This window comes from Thalassospira sp. MCCC 1A01148 (genome assembly GCF_001613795.1).
Taxonomy (GTDB): domain Bacteria; phylum Pseudomonadota; class Alphaproteobacteria; order Rhodospirillales; family Thalassospiraceae; genus Thalassospira.
The window spans coordinates 54175-71298 of record NZ_LPVZ01000013.1; the positions used below are offsets into that span (position 1 = coordinate 54175).

At 54.6% G+C, this 17124-nt stretch carries 17 protein-coding genes and 1 riboswitch; of the genes, 6 read left to right on the forward strand and 11 right to left on the reverse strand.

The annotated features are described in order from the left end of the window. Positions 1–50: 50 nt before the first annotated feature. The 4 genes from AUQ43_RS05780 to AUQ43_RS05795 all read right to left on the reverse strand — a co-directional run bounded on the left by AUQ43_RS05780 (position 51) and on the right by AUQ43_RS05795 (position 5297). On the reverse strand, positions 51–1589 hold the full coding sequence (locus tag AUQ43_RS05780) for an arylsulfatase (protein WP_198157152.1): 1539 nt from the start codon (positions 1587–1589) through the stop codon (positions 51–53). Between the two features lie 188 nt (positions 1590–1777). Then, a complete protein-coding gene (locus AUQ43_RS05785) occupies positions 1778–2470 on the reverse strand; it encodes a flagellar motor protein MotB (RefSeq protein WP_062955324.1) in 693 nt (230 codons plus the stop codon). Positions 2471–2482: 12 nt separating this feature from the next. Next, positions 2483–3277: a motility protein A gene (locus tag AUQ43_RS05790; protein ID WP_062955325.1), complete on the reverse strand. Its 795-nt coding sequence runs from the start codon at positions 3275–3277 to the stop codon at positions 2483–2485. 307 nt (positions 3278–3584) lie between these two features. After that, complete coding sequence (locus tag AUQ43_RS05795; protein ID WP_084272003.1) at positions 3585–5297, reverse strand: methyl-accepting chemotaxis protein; 1713 nt, start codon at positions 5295–5297, stop codon at positions 3585–3587. 245 nt (positions 5298–5542) lie between these two features. On the opposite strand from AUQ43_RS05795, the gene AUQ43_RS05800 reads away from it, so the two are divergent. The 5 genes from AUQ43_RS05800 (at position 5543) to AUQ43_RS05820 (ending at position 8366) form a co-directional block, all read left to right on the forward strand. Then, positions 5543–5809, forward strand: coding sequence for a hypothetical protein (locus tag AUQ43_RS05800; protein WP_062955326.1), 267 nt, complete (start codon positions 5543–5545; stop codon positions 5807–5809). A gap of 315 nt (positions 5810–6124) precedes the next feature. Continuing rightward, on the forward strand, positions 6125–6358 hold the full coding sequence (locus AUQ43_RS05805) for a hypothetical protein (RefSeq protein WP_062955327.1): 234 nt from the start codon (positions 6125–6127) through the stop codon (positions 6356–6358). Between the two features lie 191 nt (positions 6359–6549). Then, positions 6550–7077 (forward strand): adenine phosphoribosyltransferase, encoded by a 528-nt coding sequence (locus AUQ43_RS05810; RefSeq protein ID WP_062955328.1) that lies wholly within the window; start codon positions 6550–6552, stop codon positions 7075–7077. A gap of 127 nt (positions 7078–7204) precedes the next feature. Further along, positions 7205–7651 (forward strand): hypothetical protein, encoded by a 447-nt coding sequence (locus AUQ43_RS05815; RefSeq protein WP_062955329.1) that lies wholly within the window; start codon positions 7205–7207, stop codon positions 7649–7651. Positions 7652–7823: 172 nt separating this feature from the next. Then, positions 7824–8366 (forward strand): Panacea domain-containing protein, encoded by a 543-nt coding sequence (locus AUQ43_RS05820; RefSeq protein WP_062955330.1) that lies wholly within the window; start codon positions 7824–7826, stop codon positions 8364–8366. Positions 8367–8392: 26 nt separating this feature from the next. Here AUQ43_RS05820 and AUQ43_RS05825 read toward each other — a convergent pair whose 3' ends face one another. Further along, complete coding sequence (locus AUQ43_RS05825; RefSeq protein ID WP_062955331.1) at positions 8393–9445, reverse strand: ChaN family lipoprotein; 1053 nt, start codon at positions 9443–9445, stop codon at positions 8393–8395. A 35-nt stretch (positions 9446–9480) separates the two neighbouring features. Next, a complete protein-coding gene (locus tag AUQ43_RS05830; protein ID WP_062955332.1) occupies positions 9481–10635 on the reverse strand; it encodes a PLP-dependent aspartate aminotransferase family protein in 1155 nt (384 codons plus the stop codon). A gap of 101 nt (positions 10636–10736) precedes the next feature. Between AUQ43_RS05830 and AUQ43_RS05835 the strand changes: the two genes are divergently transcribed. Next, entirely contained in the window at positions 10737–12050 is a 1314-nt protein-coding gene (locus AUQ43_RS05835; protein WP_062955333.1) for an FAD-binding oxidoreductase, read from the forward strand. A gap of 35 nt (positions 12051–12085) precedes the next feature. On the opposite strand, the gene AUQ43_RS05840 is transcribed toward AUQ43_RS05835, so the two are convergent. The 5 genes from AUQ43_RS05840 to AUQ43_RS05860 all read right to left on the reverse strand — a co-directional run bounded on the left by AUQ43_RS05840 (position 12086) and on the right by AUQ43_RS05860 (position 16915). After that, positions 12086–12937 carry a hypothetical protein gene (locus AUQ43_RS05840; protein WP_062955334.1) on the reverse strand — a complete coding sequence of 284 codons (852 nt, stop codon included), beginning with the start codon at positions 12935–12937 and terminating at the stop codon, positions 12086–12088. A 91-nt stretch (positions 12938–13028) separates the two neighbouring features. Beyond that, complete coding sequence (locus AUQ43_RS05845; RefSeq protein ID WP_232310599.1) at positions 13029–14081, reverse strand: MBL fold metallo-hydrolase; 1053 nt, start codon at positions 14079–14081, stop codon at positions 13029–13031. 208 nt (positions 14082–14289) lie between these two features. Continuing rightward, complete coding sequence (locus AUQ43_RS05850) at positions 14290–15243, reverse strand: ABC transporter substrate-binding protein (RefSeq protein ID WP_062955336.1); 954 nt, start codon at positions 15241–15243, stop codon at positions 14290–14292. Between the two features lie 80 nt (positions 15244–15323). Then, on the reverse strand, positions 15324–16136 hold the full coding sequence (locus AUQ43_RS05855) for an ABC transporter permease (protein ID WP_062955337.1): 813 nt from the start codon (positions 16134–16136) through the stop codon (positions 15324–15326). After that, positions 16133–16915 (reverse strand): ABC transporter ATP-binding protein, encoded by a 783-nt coding sequence (locus AUQ43_RS05860; RefSeq protein WP_062955397.1) that lies wholly within the window; start codon positions 16913–16915, stop codon positions 16133–16135. Before AUQ43_RS05860 ends, AUQ43_RS05855 begins: the two co-directional genes overlap by 4 nt. Next, positions 16906–17017: riboswitch (TPP riboswitch) on the reverse strand. (Overlaps the previous gene by 10 nt.) Between the last annotated feature and the right edge of the window lie 107 nt (positions 17018–17124).

The following is a 17124-nucleotide window of genomic DNA, read 5'->3' on the forward strand; positions in this document are numbered from 1 at the left end:
CAAGATAAGAACGCGTCCCCGAAGGGTTGGTTTTCGGGGACGCTTTGTTTTTAGCGCGAATTGCCCCTTTGCATGTCCTGGACAATTTCATCAACATCGACCGTGAAGCTGGCCTGACGTGGGGGATATTCCTCAAACGACTGGAAGAACTTGTTTACCACACCAATGGCCGGCGCAAGGGTCCATGAACGGTTTTCCTGCCATTCATCAAAACCGCGTGCGTCGTGGAACCGTTCGAACGGATCAAGTTTCAGGTTGGTGATCAATGGCGTGGTCAGGTTGTTGGTAACCCCATTGAACCATTGGTCCTGTTCGGTAAACAGGAATTTCCAATCGCCATAGCGCAAGCCGTGGAACTTCGTTTCCGTGAAATAGAAGAACTCCTTGCGTTTGGTTGGGCCATCCTGGGTCAGAATATCGGTTTGATCATAACCGTCCAGATGGACACGGTATTTGCGATCTCCAATCTTGTGACCATCAAGCAGCTTTTCCTTGAGATCCTTCTCACCCAACTGCGACATGATGGTTGGTACCCAGTCTTCCATGGTCATGAATTCGCCGGTAGTGGTGCCGGGGGGCACAACGCCGGGCCATTTGACTGCCATTGGAACCCTGAACCCGCCTTCATAACCGCCAACACCTTTTTCACCGCGGAACGGCTGGTTGCCGCCATCCGGCCAGCTGTTGGACGCGGCCCCATTATCGGTCGAGAACATGACCATGGTGTTGTCTGCCACACCAAGTTCATCAAGAAGGTCAAGAAGTTCGCCAACATCGTCATCAAGTTCCTTCATGCCATCAGCATAAAGGCCGTAACCGGTGACACCTTCATATTCGTCGCTCAGGTTGGTTCGGTAATGCATGCGCGTGGTGTTGTGCCAGACAAAGAACGGTTTGTCCTCTGAGACAGCATCGCGGATGAAGCGTTTTGATTTCTCAAGGACTTCCTGATCAAGTGTCCTTTGGCGTTCGCGCCCGAAATCACCAAGGTCTTCAATCGCCTGCGAACCGTCTTCCTGATGCACGGAATGGATAACGCCACGTTGGGCTATTTGTTCGGCGACTTTGCTGCCGGTGGGATAGTCATATTGTTCCACATATTCCCCGGCATTGAGGTGATACAAAATGCCATAGAATTCGTCGAACCCGTGGTTGGTCGGCAGGTGTTCGTCCCGGTCGCCAAGGTGGTTCTTGCCGAATTGTCCGTTGGCATAGCCGTGTTCTTTTAGCATTTCTGCAAGGGTAGGGTCTTCTTCCTGCAAGCCAATGGGGGATCCTGGAATACCAACGGTGCTTAGTCCGAGACGCATCGGATATTGACCTGTCAGGAATGCCGCCCGACCAGCCGTGCAGGATGCCTGCGCGTAGTGATCCATGAACAGCATGCCGTCATTGGCGATACGGTCGATGTTGGGGGTGCTGCCCCCCATCATGCCGCGGTGATAGGCGCTGATATTCCACATGCCGATATCGTCACCCCAGATGACAAGGATGTTGGGGCGATCAGCCGTTTCCGAGGTCTGCGCAACAGCAGCGCAGGGCAGGGCCATCACGGCGGCAAGCGTTTGAAGAATTCGGGGCAGTTTCATTTTGCTACCTTCCTGTTTGTCGTGTCAGCGCAAACCACTTGGGCGTCTGACCGAGCCAAAAGGAAAGAAGACTGAGCCCGGAGAAAACCAGCAGGAGAACATATTTCCTGGTTGCGCACCCGGAAATGGTATTGCTGCGCGGTTTTGCGGTCAAGTTATAGAGTTATGGCAACGCATTGGGGCCGAGATTAGAACACGCGTGAATACTTCGGGAAGATGCGAATTTCGATCCGGCGGTTGGCTTGACGGTTTTCGGGGATTGGGTTTCCGAAATCATCGCGGTTGGGCAGTTTTGGTTTGGTATCACCATAGGAGATCGCACGCATGCGCTTGCTGTCGGGATCAACACCAAGGGCACCAAAGAAGCGGACAACAGCAATGGCCCGACCAGCGGCAAGGTCCCAGTTTGTCGGAAAGCGCGGGGAGCCGATTGGGCTGTCATCGGTATGACCGGCGACTTCGACCTGAAAACCAAGATAGCGGGGCTCCTGTAGCAGATCACCCACATCCTTGAGGAACAGAACCGCATCGTTGGTGAGGTTCGCAGAGCCGGGTTGGAAGAAGGACCCGCTGCCCATTTCCATCAAAATGCCTTCGTCGTCGGTCGAAACACTGACCGCGCTGTCCATTGCCATGTTGAAAACGACATCACGCAGATCGGTTTCAAGTACCTGGGTAGGGCGAACGACTTCGCGCTTGCCGATTTCTTCCGCAATACCGGCCTGTACCTTTTCGAAGATCGGGATTTCAACTTTGGAAAAGCTGACCAGCATGACAAAGAAGGCCATCAAAAGCGTGATGGCATCGGCATAGGTCGCAAGCCAATCTTCGTTGACTGGTTCTTCCTCTATGTGCTGCATGCGTCTTTTGCCGCGGGCCATTTCGGATATCCCTTATTTCGAAGATTTATCGATATTAAAGTGAATTGCCGGATCGAGGAAGGAATTCATCCGGTCCTGAATGGCGCGCGGGCCTTTGCGGTCGGCTAGCATGATCAAGCCTTCGGCAATCAGGTAATTGCGAAAACGCATGATTTCTTCACGCTGCTGGATTTTGCTGGCTGCGGGCAGGAAAAAGAACCGGGCCGCGACAATTCCGTAAAGGGTGGTGATCAGCGCGATGGCAAGACCGGCACCAAGGGACGTCGGGTCATCCGCCATTTTATCAAGCATGATGACAAGCCCGACAAGCGTACCGATCATCCCGAAGGCAGGTGCAGCAGCAGCCATACTCTTGAGGATAGCGACCGGGACAAGGTTGCGGCTAAAGGCATTGTCGATGGCATTATGAAGCATTTCGGCGGTTTCCTCGCCGTCATAGCCGGTTATGATGACTTCCATCGCCCAGCCAAGAAACGGTTCGTCCTTGCCAACCCGTTCGGCTTCCTGTTCCAAGGCGTTGATGCCCTTTTTCTGCAGCAGATAGCCCCATTTAACCACACGGCCAACCTCGCCAGTCAGCTGGCCACGGCCCATTTGCGGGGCACGAAAAATCTTGAAAATCAGTTTGAGTGCAAGCAGCACATAGCGCGCCTCATAGGCGATAAAGGTTGCAGCCAGAGTGCCACCAACCACCATCAGCGCGCTCGAAAGGCTTAAGAATACCAGATAGTTATCAGTCGAGATAAAGATTGACCCAATAAACAGGCCAAGGCCGACCATAATGCCTAAAATCGTCGTAAACGACATTGTCCCCACAATCCCCCGGGGCGCCAAAACGGCGCTTGTAGCAGTAGAACTACCAAATATTAGACGTAATCGTATTATTTTTTACGTAAGAATAGGCATGTTATCAGTTGTTTTGAAGCTAATTTTGTTCAATTGCCACGTAATCAAATGTCTTGAATGCGGACACTTACAGCGATCTGTAGCCATAAAGCTATAGGGCTTCATTTTTTATCTCGACCTGCAAATACAAGACCGGCGGCAAAACAACTGTTTTGCCGCCGGGGTGTTTGATCGCGATTTCGGTCTTTGTTTTGGTCTATGTGTTGCGTCAGCTGCTTCGAATATCGGTAAGGAACTGATCGACCTGTGCGCGCAGGTCATTTGAAAGCGTTCCGAGTTCTTCAGCAACATCAAGAACAAGGTGGGCGGCCTGATCGGTATCGGCCACGGTATTGCTTACCCGTTCAATGTTGCTGCTGACTTCCTGCGTGCCGATGGCGGCCTGTTCAACATTCTGGGCAATTTCGCCGGTCGCATCAGACTGTTCTCCGACAGCAGCCGAGATAGTGTTGACCATTTCGGTAATGCGGCTGATCACGTCCGAGATGTCGCCAATGGAGTTGACCGTTTTACCGGTTTCTTCCTGAATTGCCGTGATTTGTTCGGCGATTTCGTTGGTCGCGCGCGCCGTCTGGTTGGCGAGGTTTTTGACTTCTGCCGCGACGACGGCAAATCCTTTGCCGGCTTCACCAGCGCGGGCCGCCTCAATCGTCGCGTTGAGTGCGAGAAGGTTGGTTTGACCGGCAATGTCGCTGATCAATTCAACAATTTCACCAATTCGGTTGGCGACTTCGGAAAGGCCCTGCACGGTGTCAGAGGATTGTGCAGCTTCGCGGGATGCTTCGGCGGCAATCTGGGTGGATTGCTGGGCCTGTTCGCCAATCTGGGAAATGGATTCAGACAGGTGATCGGCGGCGTCTGCTACGGTACGCACATTTACAGTGGCTTCTTCTGAGGCGGCGGCAACCGTGGTTGCGCTTTTGCTTGCGCGATCTGCGGACTCAACAAGCCCGCGTGCGGTGGTTTGCATGCGTTCGGCTGATGTCGAAACCGCGCCGACAATCTGCGCGATCACCCCTTCAAAGCTGCCAATATGGCGTTCAAGGCTTTGCATGCGCTCTTCCCGGCGTCGGGATTCAACTTCCTGTTCGGCTTCCATTTGCTTTTTGGCAATGGCGTTGGTGCGGAAAACATCCACCGATTTTGCCATTTCACCGATTTCGTCGCGGCGCGACAGGGTGTTGATTTCAAAGTTGGTATTGCCTTCGGCAAGCGCATTCATGTCGTGACCAAGGTCGGAAAGCGGCCCTGTGACAATGCGCGACAGCAAAATTCGCATGCCAAGGATGGTGGCAACTGCAATGGCCAGCCCACCCAGAATAATGCCGATCAGAATACGGTTGGTCTTTTCCTGTTCCGGGGCGACCGACAGGCTTGACGACAGAACAGCAATCACGTCACCGGTATCGGCTTCCATCGCGCCATGACAACTGAAACATACTTCGCGATCCGCGCCACTGGTTTCACCCAGAACAATCGGCATCGAAAGGCGATAGGTGCCGTTGTCGGTGTAGCGTCCGATCATCTGGCCGGTTTCGATGGCTTCGATATCAATCTCGTCGCGCGGGGTTTTAAGCGGCTTGTCACCAAATTCTTCCATATAGGAAAGTGTCGTTGGCCCCCATGCCGACCAAAGTTCGCCCGGATAATCACCATTGCGGCTGTCAAACCAGTTGTTGAAAACCTGAATGCCGATGTCATCAACATCTTCCGGGCGCGCAGCCATGACATTGACAATGAGCGCGTGCAGGGATGTCAGTTCGTTCTCGCTGAGCTGATGAAGCTTCTGATCCATCGCTTTTTCTTCGACGATTGTCATCATCAAAAGCGCAATGATCACCGTGGACGAGACGCCAAATGCAGACGCCCACATAAAGCGTTTTCGGATGCTCATGGCGTTGAAAGCGGACAGAATTGACATGGTTATTCCCCGGTGACGAAGACTTCAAGGAACCCGATGAAGCAGGGTTCAACGATCCAGATTATGGGTGGATGAAACATGCATGTTCGCGCAGAAAGTGCTTTGATTTGCCTCAAGTGGTTTGAATTGAATCTATACAGTTCGCAATACGCGCAGGGATGTTTTGATTGGCGCGGGGCTTGCCAGCCATGCGTCAAGCAGGCATAAGCAGGCCAGAAAACACATCTGATTTACAGGATTGTCCGATGACGCTTTCCTACAGCGACACCCGCAAGAAGCTTGATCAGATCACCGCAGAAATGCTGGTGCTGATCCGGAAATATGATCTTGATGCGGCAAGCCCGTTTGACGTGATCGAAGTGGCACGTGCCAAGATCACTGATCAGAACGACTATATCCGCTTTCTGGAGCTGTCCTTGGAGGGACGGATCTATGGGGAGTATGGTGATGCCCTGCAAAAGCAGATTGATGAAGAAGCCAAACAGGCAGAAACGGCCAGAAAGCTTAACTAGGTTTTGAGCGGTCGCGTCCGCGCAAATCTGAAAATTTTTACGGCCTGTCTTCGATTTTGAAGGCAGGCCGTTTTCATGTGCCCATCATCAGGCAAACTGGCACAAATCTTCTAATATCAGCGAAGGCTTTTGCGAGGCGTTTGGAAGAATTGGGCGCGCTGTCACAAATTCTTCCCGATCTTGTCACCGTGCTGCAGTTGAGAGGCCATGAAGATCGGACTATATGGCTGCTGTAAATGACGCATCCCCAAAAAGGTGCGCCGAATTTCGACGGGCAAAACCGTTGAAACCCCAACGAGCAACAGGATGGCTGACATGAAAAAGAGTTACGTCCAGACTCTGATGGAAGTCGAAAAAGTATTCGGTCAGATCAATGATCATGACTATCGCCTTTATCGGGCAGTGTGGGGCAACCGTCAGGCCGCCCAAACCGGCCTGCCACGGGGCACGCGCGCGGAAATCAGCAAGAAGCTAGCCAACGACTTCGTTGCGGCCGCAACGCCCGCCACGCGCACAGCACCGGGCACCTCAGTGCCACATGCGGCCTGAGGATCAGGTTTCCATTCCGACAAACCGCTGCGTCAAGGCACGCTCCACCGGATGTGCCTTGCCAATCCGGTCGGTTTCAGGCATCTAGGGTCTGTTTCAGACCCTCAGGGTCGCCGTATGTGATCTGGCTGTGATTTTCACGGCTGGTGATCTGCATTTGATCATTTCCTGATATCTGGCCGGAGTACCCCATGTCGATCAAGTCGTTGATCCGTACCATTCCCGATTACCCGAAAAAGGGCATTATGTTTCGGGATATCACGACGCTGTTTGAGGACCCCTATGGTCTGAGCGAAGTGATCGACAGTTTTGCCGCCGAATTTCAGGACAAGAAGATCGACATGATCGCGGGTATTGAAGCCCGTGGCTTTGTCATCGGCCCGGCGGTTGCTGTTGCCCTGGGTGTCGGGTTTGTCACCATCCGTAAACAGGGCAAACTTCCCGCCGAGACAGTCGGTGTCGAATATGAACTTGAATACGGTTCCGACGTGATCGAGATCCACAAGGATGCGGTTAAACCCGGTAGTCGCGTTTTGATCATGGATGACCTGATTGCGACGGGCGGTACGGCACTGGCCGCGATTGATTTGGTTGAAAAGATCGGCGCAGAGGTCGCAGGCTGTGCCTTTATCATTGATTTGCCCGACCTTGGCGGCGCACAGAAAATCCGTGATCGCGGTGTTGAAGAGTTCCACTTGGTCGAATTCGAAGGCGATTAAGACGCTTGGAAACTGAGGTGAACGGCAGGAATTGCGAATTTCCTGCCGTATCACTATATATTCATGTATAATGCATGAGTTGAATTAGGTTTGCTCGACAGTCCGCTTTACGCTAGGGCAGAGGAAAATGATCGCACCGGTCCATAACGCACAGACAGTTTCACAGGTTGGCCAATATGGCCGACTTGCGCCTGCTGGTGCGCGCGGACTGGCAACAGTGGATCGTGATAGCCAGGTTGAGGCGTCCTCTCAGAACTATACCTATGACCCTGATGACGACGGCATATTGTTCAATGCTTATGTCGATGGCAAAGACAAACGCCAGTCAGGACAGGGCAATAGTGGCGAAAAAAGTGATCAGCGCACCGAGCAGCGCAATCTGTCAGCCGCGCGCCGTGCCAGTGATCGCGAAGGCGCGGTCGATTTGGAAAGCGAAATTGATTTCGCAAGCTTGCTTGATCCGTCGATCCCGTTTGATCTTTCGGTCAACAGCGGAACGTCCTTTTATCAGGTGGTCAATGCCGTGACGCACGGGGTTGGTGTACGCGGTACGCATCTGGATGCGACGGTCTAGGGGGCTGTTCGCGGCCCTCGTGGGCAGCAGGCATACGCGACCAAAACCTGATCAGATGCGGTATATTCCCGAAAATTGAAAAACCTGCCGGTGGTGCTTGTTGGTGCCCGCCATAGACTTTATGATCCCCAAACAAACGACATGATCATTTTGCACGACCATCGGGCCCAGCATGAAGAACAAGCCGGTTCTTAATACGGTATTTGAAGCCGCATTCAGGTTCATTGACCTCGCACTCAATGACAACGAATACCTGCAGCCGCAAAAACTGCATCGTCTGCTGTATCTGGCGCAGGCGTATTATGGCGCAAACTATCACGGCAACATGTTGATGCCCGCCATTTTTGTCGCAGAGGAATTCGGACCGATTGAGCCGAACCTTTATGCGGTGATGGAAGAATCCCGACCGGATGTACGCCTGAAACCGGTTGATCCGAAAACGGTTCACTTCCTTGAAAGCATCTGGTCGCAGTTCGGTCACCACACGGTCGAACATCTCAGCATGACCGTGCGCAATCACCCGCCCTTTACCAAGGCCTATAAGGAAGGGGTGGGGACGGTCATCCCGTTCACGGAACTGGTAGAATTCTATGCCTCGGTCCGCAAAAGCGCGACCACGCCAGAGGCAAAGGAGGTCGTGCGCCCGCGTGTCATGCGATCACACAAGGGCAAGCCGGTTGCGACAACAGACTGGCTGCCGCGCAAGATCAAATAGGGTTTGGTAAATAGCCAAGGGTGAGCTTATTGCTCTGAGCGCATCTGATCGCAGGGGTCACTGCGTTCAATATCAGTGGTAAACCACATGAAATCGATATCATCCGATGCACCAAACCGCATGGCGTAATCTTCGATCTGTGATGGTTCCGGGCCCGGATCATCCGCCTCGATCAGGCTGACCACAGCAATCTCGGCCTCCGGCAGCTCCGGTTCATAGCGGCGCAGATGCCACGGGACGGCGATGGTCTGACGGACATGCATGGCCCCGGCAATCAGGAATGCCCCATCAATACCGTCAATGTTTGCCGTCTTGCTCATGGCCTGCGCAAGTGATGCGTCACGGGCAAACTGCACGGCGGAAAAGCCGCCCAGCATGCTCTCGGGCAGCATATTGCAATGCCCTTCGGCAATTTCGACGTTAAACCGTTCCAGAACCCCGGTCGGGATGGCGGGAAGATCAAGCTGGGTCGCCAGTTCATCTGGTATGGCGGAATTCCCCTTGGTGATCATCGGGCGCAGGATGGCGTCGGGCAGGTTGCCAGCCACCATCATCAAACCATTGTCGCGTGCGGCCTGCGCAATCGGCGCATAATCATGCCATGACGGCCAGCCCCGGTCTTCCCACGCCATGGCCGGTCCCAGTTCCGAAATCGGTAAATCCTGCCAATTGTGGTCAAGGGATGTTTGCTGGTCACGGGTAAACATCTCCCAGACTATGGCACGTTCGCGTTTGTCTTCTTTGCTCAGCGCGTCGACCAGTTGGGCCTGATGATGGTGATGGATGGGATTGTCGTGCTTTTCGCCGATCAGAACGTATTTGCGCTCGGCAAGGCGGTCGACCAATGCATCAAACAGGATGTATTCGCCCGCCTGCACGTCAAAAATCAGGCCCGGAGCCGGGGGCAGGGCATTGACATCGGTAAGTCCACCATTGGCATTTTCAGTGTCATGCGCTGAAGACTGTTTGGTGATGATGGCGGCGATAACAGTCGATGCCAAAACCAGCGCAGAAGCCGCACGCGTAAAGCTGCGTGCATGTGTCTTGCGTTTGTTATGTCCTGGCACCGACTTGGGCATTGCTTGTTTGTTTCCAGATTGAAAACCTGTGCTGCCTATTTGCTTAAGCGCAGTGACGTTTCAAGGTCGTTAACAAGATCGTCGCAATCTTCAATCCCCACCGACAAGCGCAAAAGGTCTGCCGGGACGGGACTGGTCGGTCCTTCGACCGAGGAACGATGTTCGATCAGGCTTTCAACCCCGCCAAGCGATGTGGCGCGTTTAAACAGTTTGCATTGGTTGTGGAATTCAACCGCACGCTTTTCACCGCCCTTGACGCGCAGCGACAGCATACCGCCAAAGCCACCTTGCATCTGCTTTTTGGCGATGTCGTGACCAAGATGGCTTTCAAGGCCAGGGTACTGGACCTGTTCGATTTCCGGGTGGTTTTCGAAATGTTTGGCAATCGCCATGGCATTGGCACTGGCGCGTTCGACGCGGATGGAAAGTGTGCGCATGCCACGCAGCAACAGCCACGTTTCAAACACGCCCAGAACCGAACCACCGGATGCATGCTGTTTACAAACACGCTGCCAGAATTCGCTATCCGAGGCTGTGGTCAGCGATCCCGCAAGTACGTCACTGTGGCCATTCAGATATTTTGTCGCCGAGTGCATAACGATATCGGCGCCAAATTCAATCGGGCGCGTCAGAAGCGGGGTGGCAACCGTATTATCAACGGCAACAACTGCGCCTGCGGCATGGGCCAGCTTGGCAACGGCGGCAATATCAGTGATCTGCCAGTCCGGGTTGGCCGGGGTTTCAAGCCAGACCAGCTTGGTTTTACCGGCAACAATGTGCTTGTCCCAATCGGCGATGTCGGCGTTATCAACGAAATCAAAACTGAGGCCTGCACGTACGCCACTATCGAGCATGAAGGCGCGAAGCGCCCAATACATTACCTTGGGCGCGACAACATGATCGCCCGGGTTAAGCGCATGCAAAACAGCAACCGCTGCGGCCATGCCCGATGCAAACAGGCGGGTTTCGGAACCGCCTTCGAGTTCATTCAGAACTGCGCAGGCCTGATCATAGGTCGGGTTGTCTGCGCGCGTATAGCAGCGTCCGTCATGATAGCTCAGATCCGTATTACGTTCGAACGTGGTTGAAGGATAAAGCGGCGGTGTGACGGACTTGGTAGCTTCATCGACCCAGCCAAGCGCCTGTGCACTTACGGTGGCGGGGGACTGTTTTTTTGCATGATCAGACATGGTGGCACCTGATTTGGTTGAGATTTATTGCCGCGCAACATAACGTGGTTCACGCCACACACCAAATTGAATTGCCACCAATCTTGATTTTAGGCCCCCACATGACGAATTACCCGAAAATCACCCTGCCCAAAGAATGCGACGTCGTTGTGATCGGCGGCGGCATTCATGGGTCATCTTGCGCCTATTACCTGACCAAGGCGGGAATGAAAGTCGTCCTTCTGGAAAAAGACACGATTGCATCACATCAATCGGGTCGTGCTTGGGGTTTTGTCCGCCAGCAGGGGCGTGATCCGCTTGAACTGCCGCTGATGATGGAAGGCAACAAGATCTGGCAAGGCCTTGAAAAGGAACTGAATGCCGATCTGGAATGGCGTCAGGGCGGGGTTTTGTTCGTCGCGCGCGATGACAAGGAAATGTCTCAGTTTGAAGGCTGGCTCGACGACACCAAACATTTTGGCATCGAAACCCGGGTCCTTGACCCCAAGGGTGTCGCGAAAATGATTCCCGGCATCACGACGCCGGGTGTTGGCGGTATTTACACTCCGTCTGATGGACAGGCCGAACCGAAAAAGGCCGCACCCGCCATTGCCAAACGTGCAAGTGAGATGGGCGCAGTAATCGCCGAGGGATGCGGCGCACTGTCGATCGAGACCGAAGCAGGCGCGATCAGTTCTGTCGTTTCCGAACAGGGCGAGGTCAAATGCAAATACGTGATCTGTGCAGCCGGGGCTGCGACGCATAAATTCGTTGCCAAGTTCGGCAGACGCCTGCCGCAACAAACCACGCGCGGGACGGTTATTCGCACCACCCCGGTGCCGGATATCTCAGCCGCCGGGACTTTGGCCGCCGGGCTGGCGTTTCGTCAGCGTGCAGATGGGTCGATGAACATCGCCGATGAATTCATGACCGACATTGATTTGACCATGGGCCGTTTGAAATTCGCCCGCGACTTCATGCCGGGTCTGTTTGATAACTGGGCGACCTTCAAGTTCCACTTCAACAAGCGGTTCTTTGATGATCTGGTCGATCGTGTTCCTGGGTCGGACGCCTCAAAACAACCGATGATCGGGCGGCGCACCAATCAGGCGGAACCCTATGAGGTGCGTGTGAAAAACGCCATGCGCAATCTGCAAAAGGTGCTGCCGCAGATAAAGAAAGTGGGCATTGCCGACACATGGGCGGGCGATATCGATGTCACCCCGGATGCCGTGCCGGTGATTGATCAGTTCGACAATCCCAAGCATTTCTTTGTCGCGTCGGGCTTTTCTGGCCATGGATTTGCCATGGGGCCCGTCGTTGGCAAGGTGCTGGCAGACTGGATCACCACCGGCGAACCATCCATCACGCTTGAGGGTATGGAGCTTAACCGGTTCGAGGATGGCACCCGCCGTGTTCCGCGGACACGGGTCTGATCACGTGTCCTGAAACTGAAATCGGGTCGGGGTGGTTAAAGGCTGCGCGCCAGGCGCAGGATAATCGCCCCGCCCAGTGTCATCATGGTCGAGGACAGCTTCACAAGATTAAGCTTCTCGCCCATGAAGAACACGCCGATCAAAAGGGCAAAGACAATGCCCGTTTCACGCAAGGCGACGACAAGCGGGATCGGGGCCTGTGTAAATGCCCACATGACCGTGGCATAGGCGGCAAAGGATGCGGTGCCGCCAACGACAAAGACCTTTTTGCCCCTTTGCGCAATATCGACCAGCATGCGGCGTCGCATAAAGGTCACGATTACAGCAAAGATGACGATATTTCCGATGGTCTGATAGCTGTAATAGCCAAGAGCGGTTCCTGCCAGCCTTGCACCTGTGCCATCGACCAGTGAATAGCTGCTGATGAAACAACCGGTGATAATGGCAGCAAGGGCAGCGTTGCGGTTACGCAGGCCATCGGCTTGACGGGTGATGCACATGCTGATGATGCCAACCCCGATGACAACAATCGCAAGCCATTCACTGACATGCAGGGTAACCCCCATGATCAGGACCGAAACAGCCGCGACAATCAACGGCGAAGATCCGCGCGCAATCGGATAAACCTGGCTCAGATCGCCCAAACGATACGCCAGGATCAGAAACAGCTGATAGCCAATATGAAGCCCGATGGAGCCGATCAAATACGGCCAGCTTTCCGGTGCCGGAAGGTCAACAAACGGCAACAGGATCAGAACAATCGGCGTATGACCCAGCACGATTGCCGTCATGTTCATCAGTTTGTCCGAGCCGCCCTTGACCAATGCATTCCACACGGCATGCATCAGGGCAGCACCCATTACGGCAAGAAAGACAGTCAGACTCATTGTGGGGCAATCAATGTTACGGTTTTGTGACGCAATCATTGATGCTTAGCACGCAGCTTGAAAAACCACCAAACCGAACTTGAATGGGCAGCTATGAGCCGGACGCCGTATGCTCGACCTTTTGCGCGGTTGTCGATGCGGCCGCGGCTTTGCCATCAAAGGAACGGGTGGCGCCGATTGGCGGGGCAATGAAATCGCCATCTGCAATGCCGTTGCTTTTGCGTGCGGATGCCAATCGGACGGGCGGCTCGTCCACCGGTTCGGCCGTCAGCACGAAAGTGCCCCAGTGAATGGCAAGTGCCTGTTTGACGCGCATTTTCTGCATGATCTGAATGGCTTCTTCGGGATTGCAGTGCGAATTGCGCATGAAGTCGCGCGGGTCATAGGCCCCGATGGGGATCAAGCCGAAATCAATCCCGCCATGGATTGCGCCCATTTCGGTAAACAGGGCTTCGTTCCAGCCGGTGTCGCCAACAAAATAGAACCGGTAGCCGTCAGCGAATTCAAGAACATAACCGCCCCACAGCATTTCCTTGCGGTCCTTGGTAGTGCGGCTTGACCAGTGGTTTGATGGTACATGGGTGATTTTCAGATCATCGTGATGATGGCTTTCATCCCAATCAAGCTCGACATAGCGATCCGCGCGAATGCCGGCCTTTTCCAGAAGCGGACCGTTTTTTAGCGGCAAGACATAGCGCGGCTCGTTGCCAAGCTGCGTCAGGCTGGCAAGATCGAAATGGTCATAGTGGTTATGTGAAAGCACTACCACATCAAGCTTGGGTAACTGTTCAATGGCAAGACCCGGTTGGGTATAGCGTTTCGGTCCAAGGCGCTTGAAGGGCGATGCACGTTTGGAAAAGACCGGATCTGTCAGGATGTTCAGCCCGCCATATTGTACCAAGACCGTGGCATGGCCGACCCAGGTGACCTGAAGGCGGCTCGGATCCGGATTGTGGATGGCGTCATGGTCGGGTGTTTCGGTCGGGATTTTGCCGATCTGATGTTTGGCCTTGGGCCAATCGTCATCACCAAAATAGCGTCTGCGCAAAAAGCGCCAAAACGACCGTTTGACCGGATCGGGCAGGGGGTGACGGTTTTCAAAGCCGGTATCGGTATGATGGGCGGGTTTTGTTTTTTGCTGCACTTTGATGTCCTGCTCCGGTTTTGGCGTAACCGCCCTGATTGTCTTGATACGACCCATTATAAGGTAACGGGCAATTCAACCGGCGCAAGGGAAAGGCCGGAATGCGGGGCACATTCCGACCTTTCTTGGTGGTCTGCCCATGCGGGGGGCAGACCAATGCTTTCGCAACGACTGGGACACAGGTTGCGAAAGCAGGGGGGACTGAATTTTATTCGATTACGGTCGCATAGGTCTCAAGCGCCGGGCTTTCTTCGATCAGGCCCTGTTTGACCATGTAATCGGCAAACCGGGCATAGCGCGACTTATCAAGGGCTGCCGGTCGCAGTGCAAAGCGCGGCAGGGTATCGGCCCATGCCTTGATGTTGAGTTCATCATCAAGGTTCGGATAGGCGGAAATAAAGGCCTGCCAGCTGTCATCGGGATGGTTGATCAGGTACTGTACACCTTCTTCAAGGGCAGCCAGCATGCGGGCATAACGCGGGTCATCGACCTTGTCGTTGCGCACCGTGAGGATCAGTTCGTCATAGGGCGGAACGCCTTCTTCCTCGACATAAAATGCCTTGCCCGGCTTGCCTTCGATTTCCATCTGGTTGAGCTCGAAATTGCGATAGCCGCCAATGATCGCATCGACCTGACCGGAATAAAGCGACGGCGAAAGCGAGAAGTTCACATTGATCAGCTCAACATCATCCATTGAAACACCATGGTTACCCAGCATGGTGCCAAGAAGCGCATCCTCAAATCCCGCCAGGGAATAGCCGATTTTCTTGCCCTTGAGATCGGCGATTTCCTTGATCGGACCGTCTTTAAGGACAATCAGGCTGTTAAGCGGGGTGGCGACAAGGGTGCCGATACGGGTCAACGGCAGACCTTCGGCCGCCTGAACATGGAGCTGCGGCTGATAGTTCACCGCGACATCCCCCTGACCGGCGGCAACAAGACGCGGCGGGGCGGACGGATCGGATGGTTCGATCAGCTCGACCTCCAGATCATGATTGGCAAAGAAGCCCTTTTCCTTGGCAACGATCAGCGGTGCGTGATCGGGGTTCACAAACCAATCAAGAAGAATGACCAGCTTGTCCGCCGCAAAGGCCGTGCTGGATGCGCCCAGAAGAGCAGCACCAAGGGTGGCCGCGGTAATCATGGATTTCAGGCGAGACATGGAAGAACCTCCGTATTTGTGCGCCGTGCGTTAATTGTATGATGAATGTTTTTGCCGCCCATCAGGTGGCGTTAATCATTTTATCGTGCAGGTTTCAGACTGTCGGGTTGCCATGGCAGGGCTGCGCGCAGCACGCGATCAACAATGAAATATTGCGTGATCGAAAACGCGCACAGGATCAGAAGACAGGCAAAAACCATATCGATCTGAACCCGCGCATTGGCATGCAGCATCAGATAACCCAGCCCGTGACTGGACCCGACCCATTCGCCAATCACCGCCCCGATCGGAGCAACGGCGGTGGCAACGCGGAAACCCGATGCAAAGGCGGGCAGGGCGGCGGGCAATCGAATATGGGTCAAAAGCCGCCAACGACTGGCCCCCATGGTACGTGCCAGATCAAGCCAACCGGTTTCGGTGCGTGACAGGCCATCGAAAAAGGCGACGGTGACCGGGAAGAAGATGATCAATGCGGCCATGGCGATTTTGGACGCCAGACCAAAGCCCAACCACAGCACCAGAAGCGGCGCCAGGGCAAAGAACGGAATGGCCTGCGATACCAGAAGGATCGGCATCAACCAGAAACGCACCGGCGAAAACAACGCCATCGGAATGGCGGCCAGCGTGCCAAGGGCTGCGCCGGCAAACAGACCGATCACGGTTTCAGCAATGGTATATTGCGCATGATCGAACAGCACATCATGGCGCGCGATCAACGTGGCCCAGACATCGGCGGGCGTCGGCAGCATGTATTTCGGCGCACCGGTCACAATCACCAGCATCTGCCAGGTGATGATCAGGGCAACGATAATGATCAGCGGCCGGGCCAGGACCAGCCAGCGGCGCTCCGACAGTGCTTTTCTATTTGTATGAGGATTGTTTTGCTTGCTCATGCCGTACCCCCCGACAGATCAGCGCCAAGCTGGCCAAGGAGTTCGGCCTGTTGTGCCAGAATTCCCGGATCGGCGATGTTGCGCGGGCTTTGGCCCTTGGGCGTGATAGCGTCTTGCAAGCGTGCCGGGCTGCCAGACAGAACATGGACATGATCGCCCAGACGCAGCGCTTCAAGCGGATCGTGGGTCACAAGCAAGACCGTTTTGCCGCGCAGAACCCGTGCGGCCAGTTCCTGCAGGCGCAGACGATTGAGCGGATCAAGCGCGGAAAACGGTTCGTCCATTAACACAACCGGACGGTCTTCCATCAGGGTGCGGGCAAGGGCAGCGCGCTGTTTCATGCCGCCCGATAGCTCAGCCGGGCGAAGATGGGCGGCCTCAGCCAGGCCGACCTCGGTAATCAATTGTGAGGCTTTGTCATGTTCGGGCTTCTCACCGCGCAAAACCGCGCCCAGGACCACATTTTCAAGAACGCTGCGCCATGGCAAAAGCAGGTCCTGCTGCGCCATATAGGCGACACGCCCGGCAAGCGGGGTGTTGTCAGAGCACGTGATGGTACCGCTAACATCACCTTCGACCAGCCCGGCAAAATAACGCAGAAGCGTGCTTTTCCCGACACCACTTGGCCCCAGCAAACAGGTAAAGCTGCCTGCGCGCAATGTCAGGTCAAGGTCATGGAAGATGTCCGTGCCGTTAAAGGCAACGCTTCCGCCACGCAGGGCGACATCAAATTTGGTGAGATTTTGCGCTGTCTGGGGCGCTTGTGCTGTATTGCGCATACGATCCTTCCTACGCCGGTCTTAACCGGTTCAGGTTCAAAGGGTCGTTCGGCAACACCGAACCTCTCAGCCGATTCACGATCGGCCCCCCCGGAGATGACGCGACTATGCGCAGACAAATCGCCGCCGTCAAGTTTTGTAACAGTTCTTGGACTTGATCCGGATCACAGCTTACCATTGCGCACCATGACGGTGCAGCTTTCCTGCTG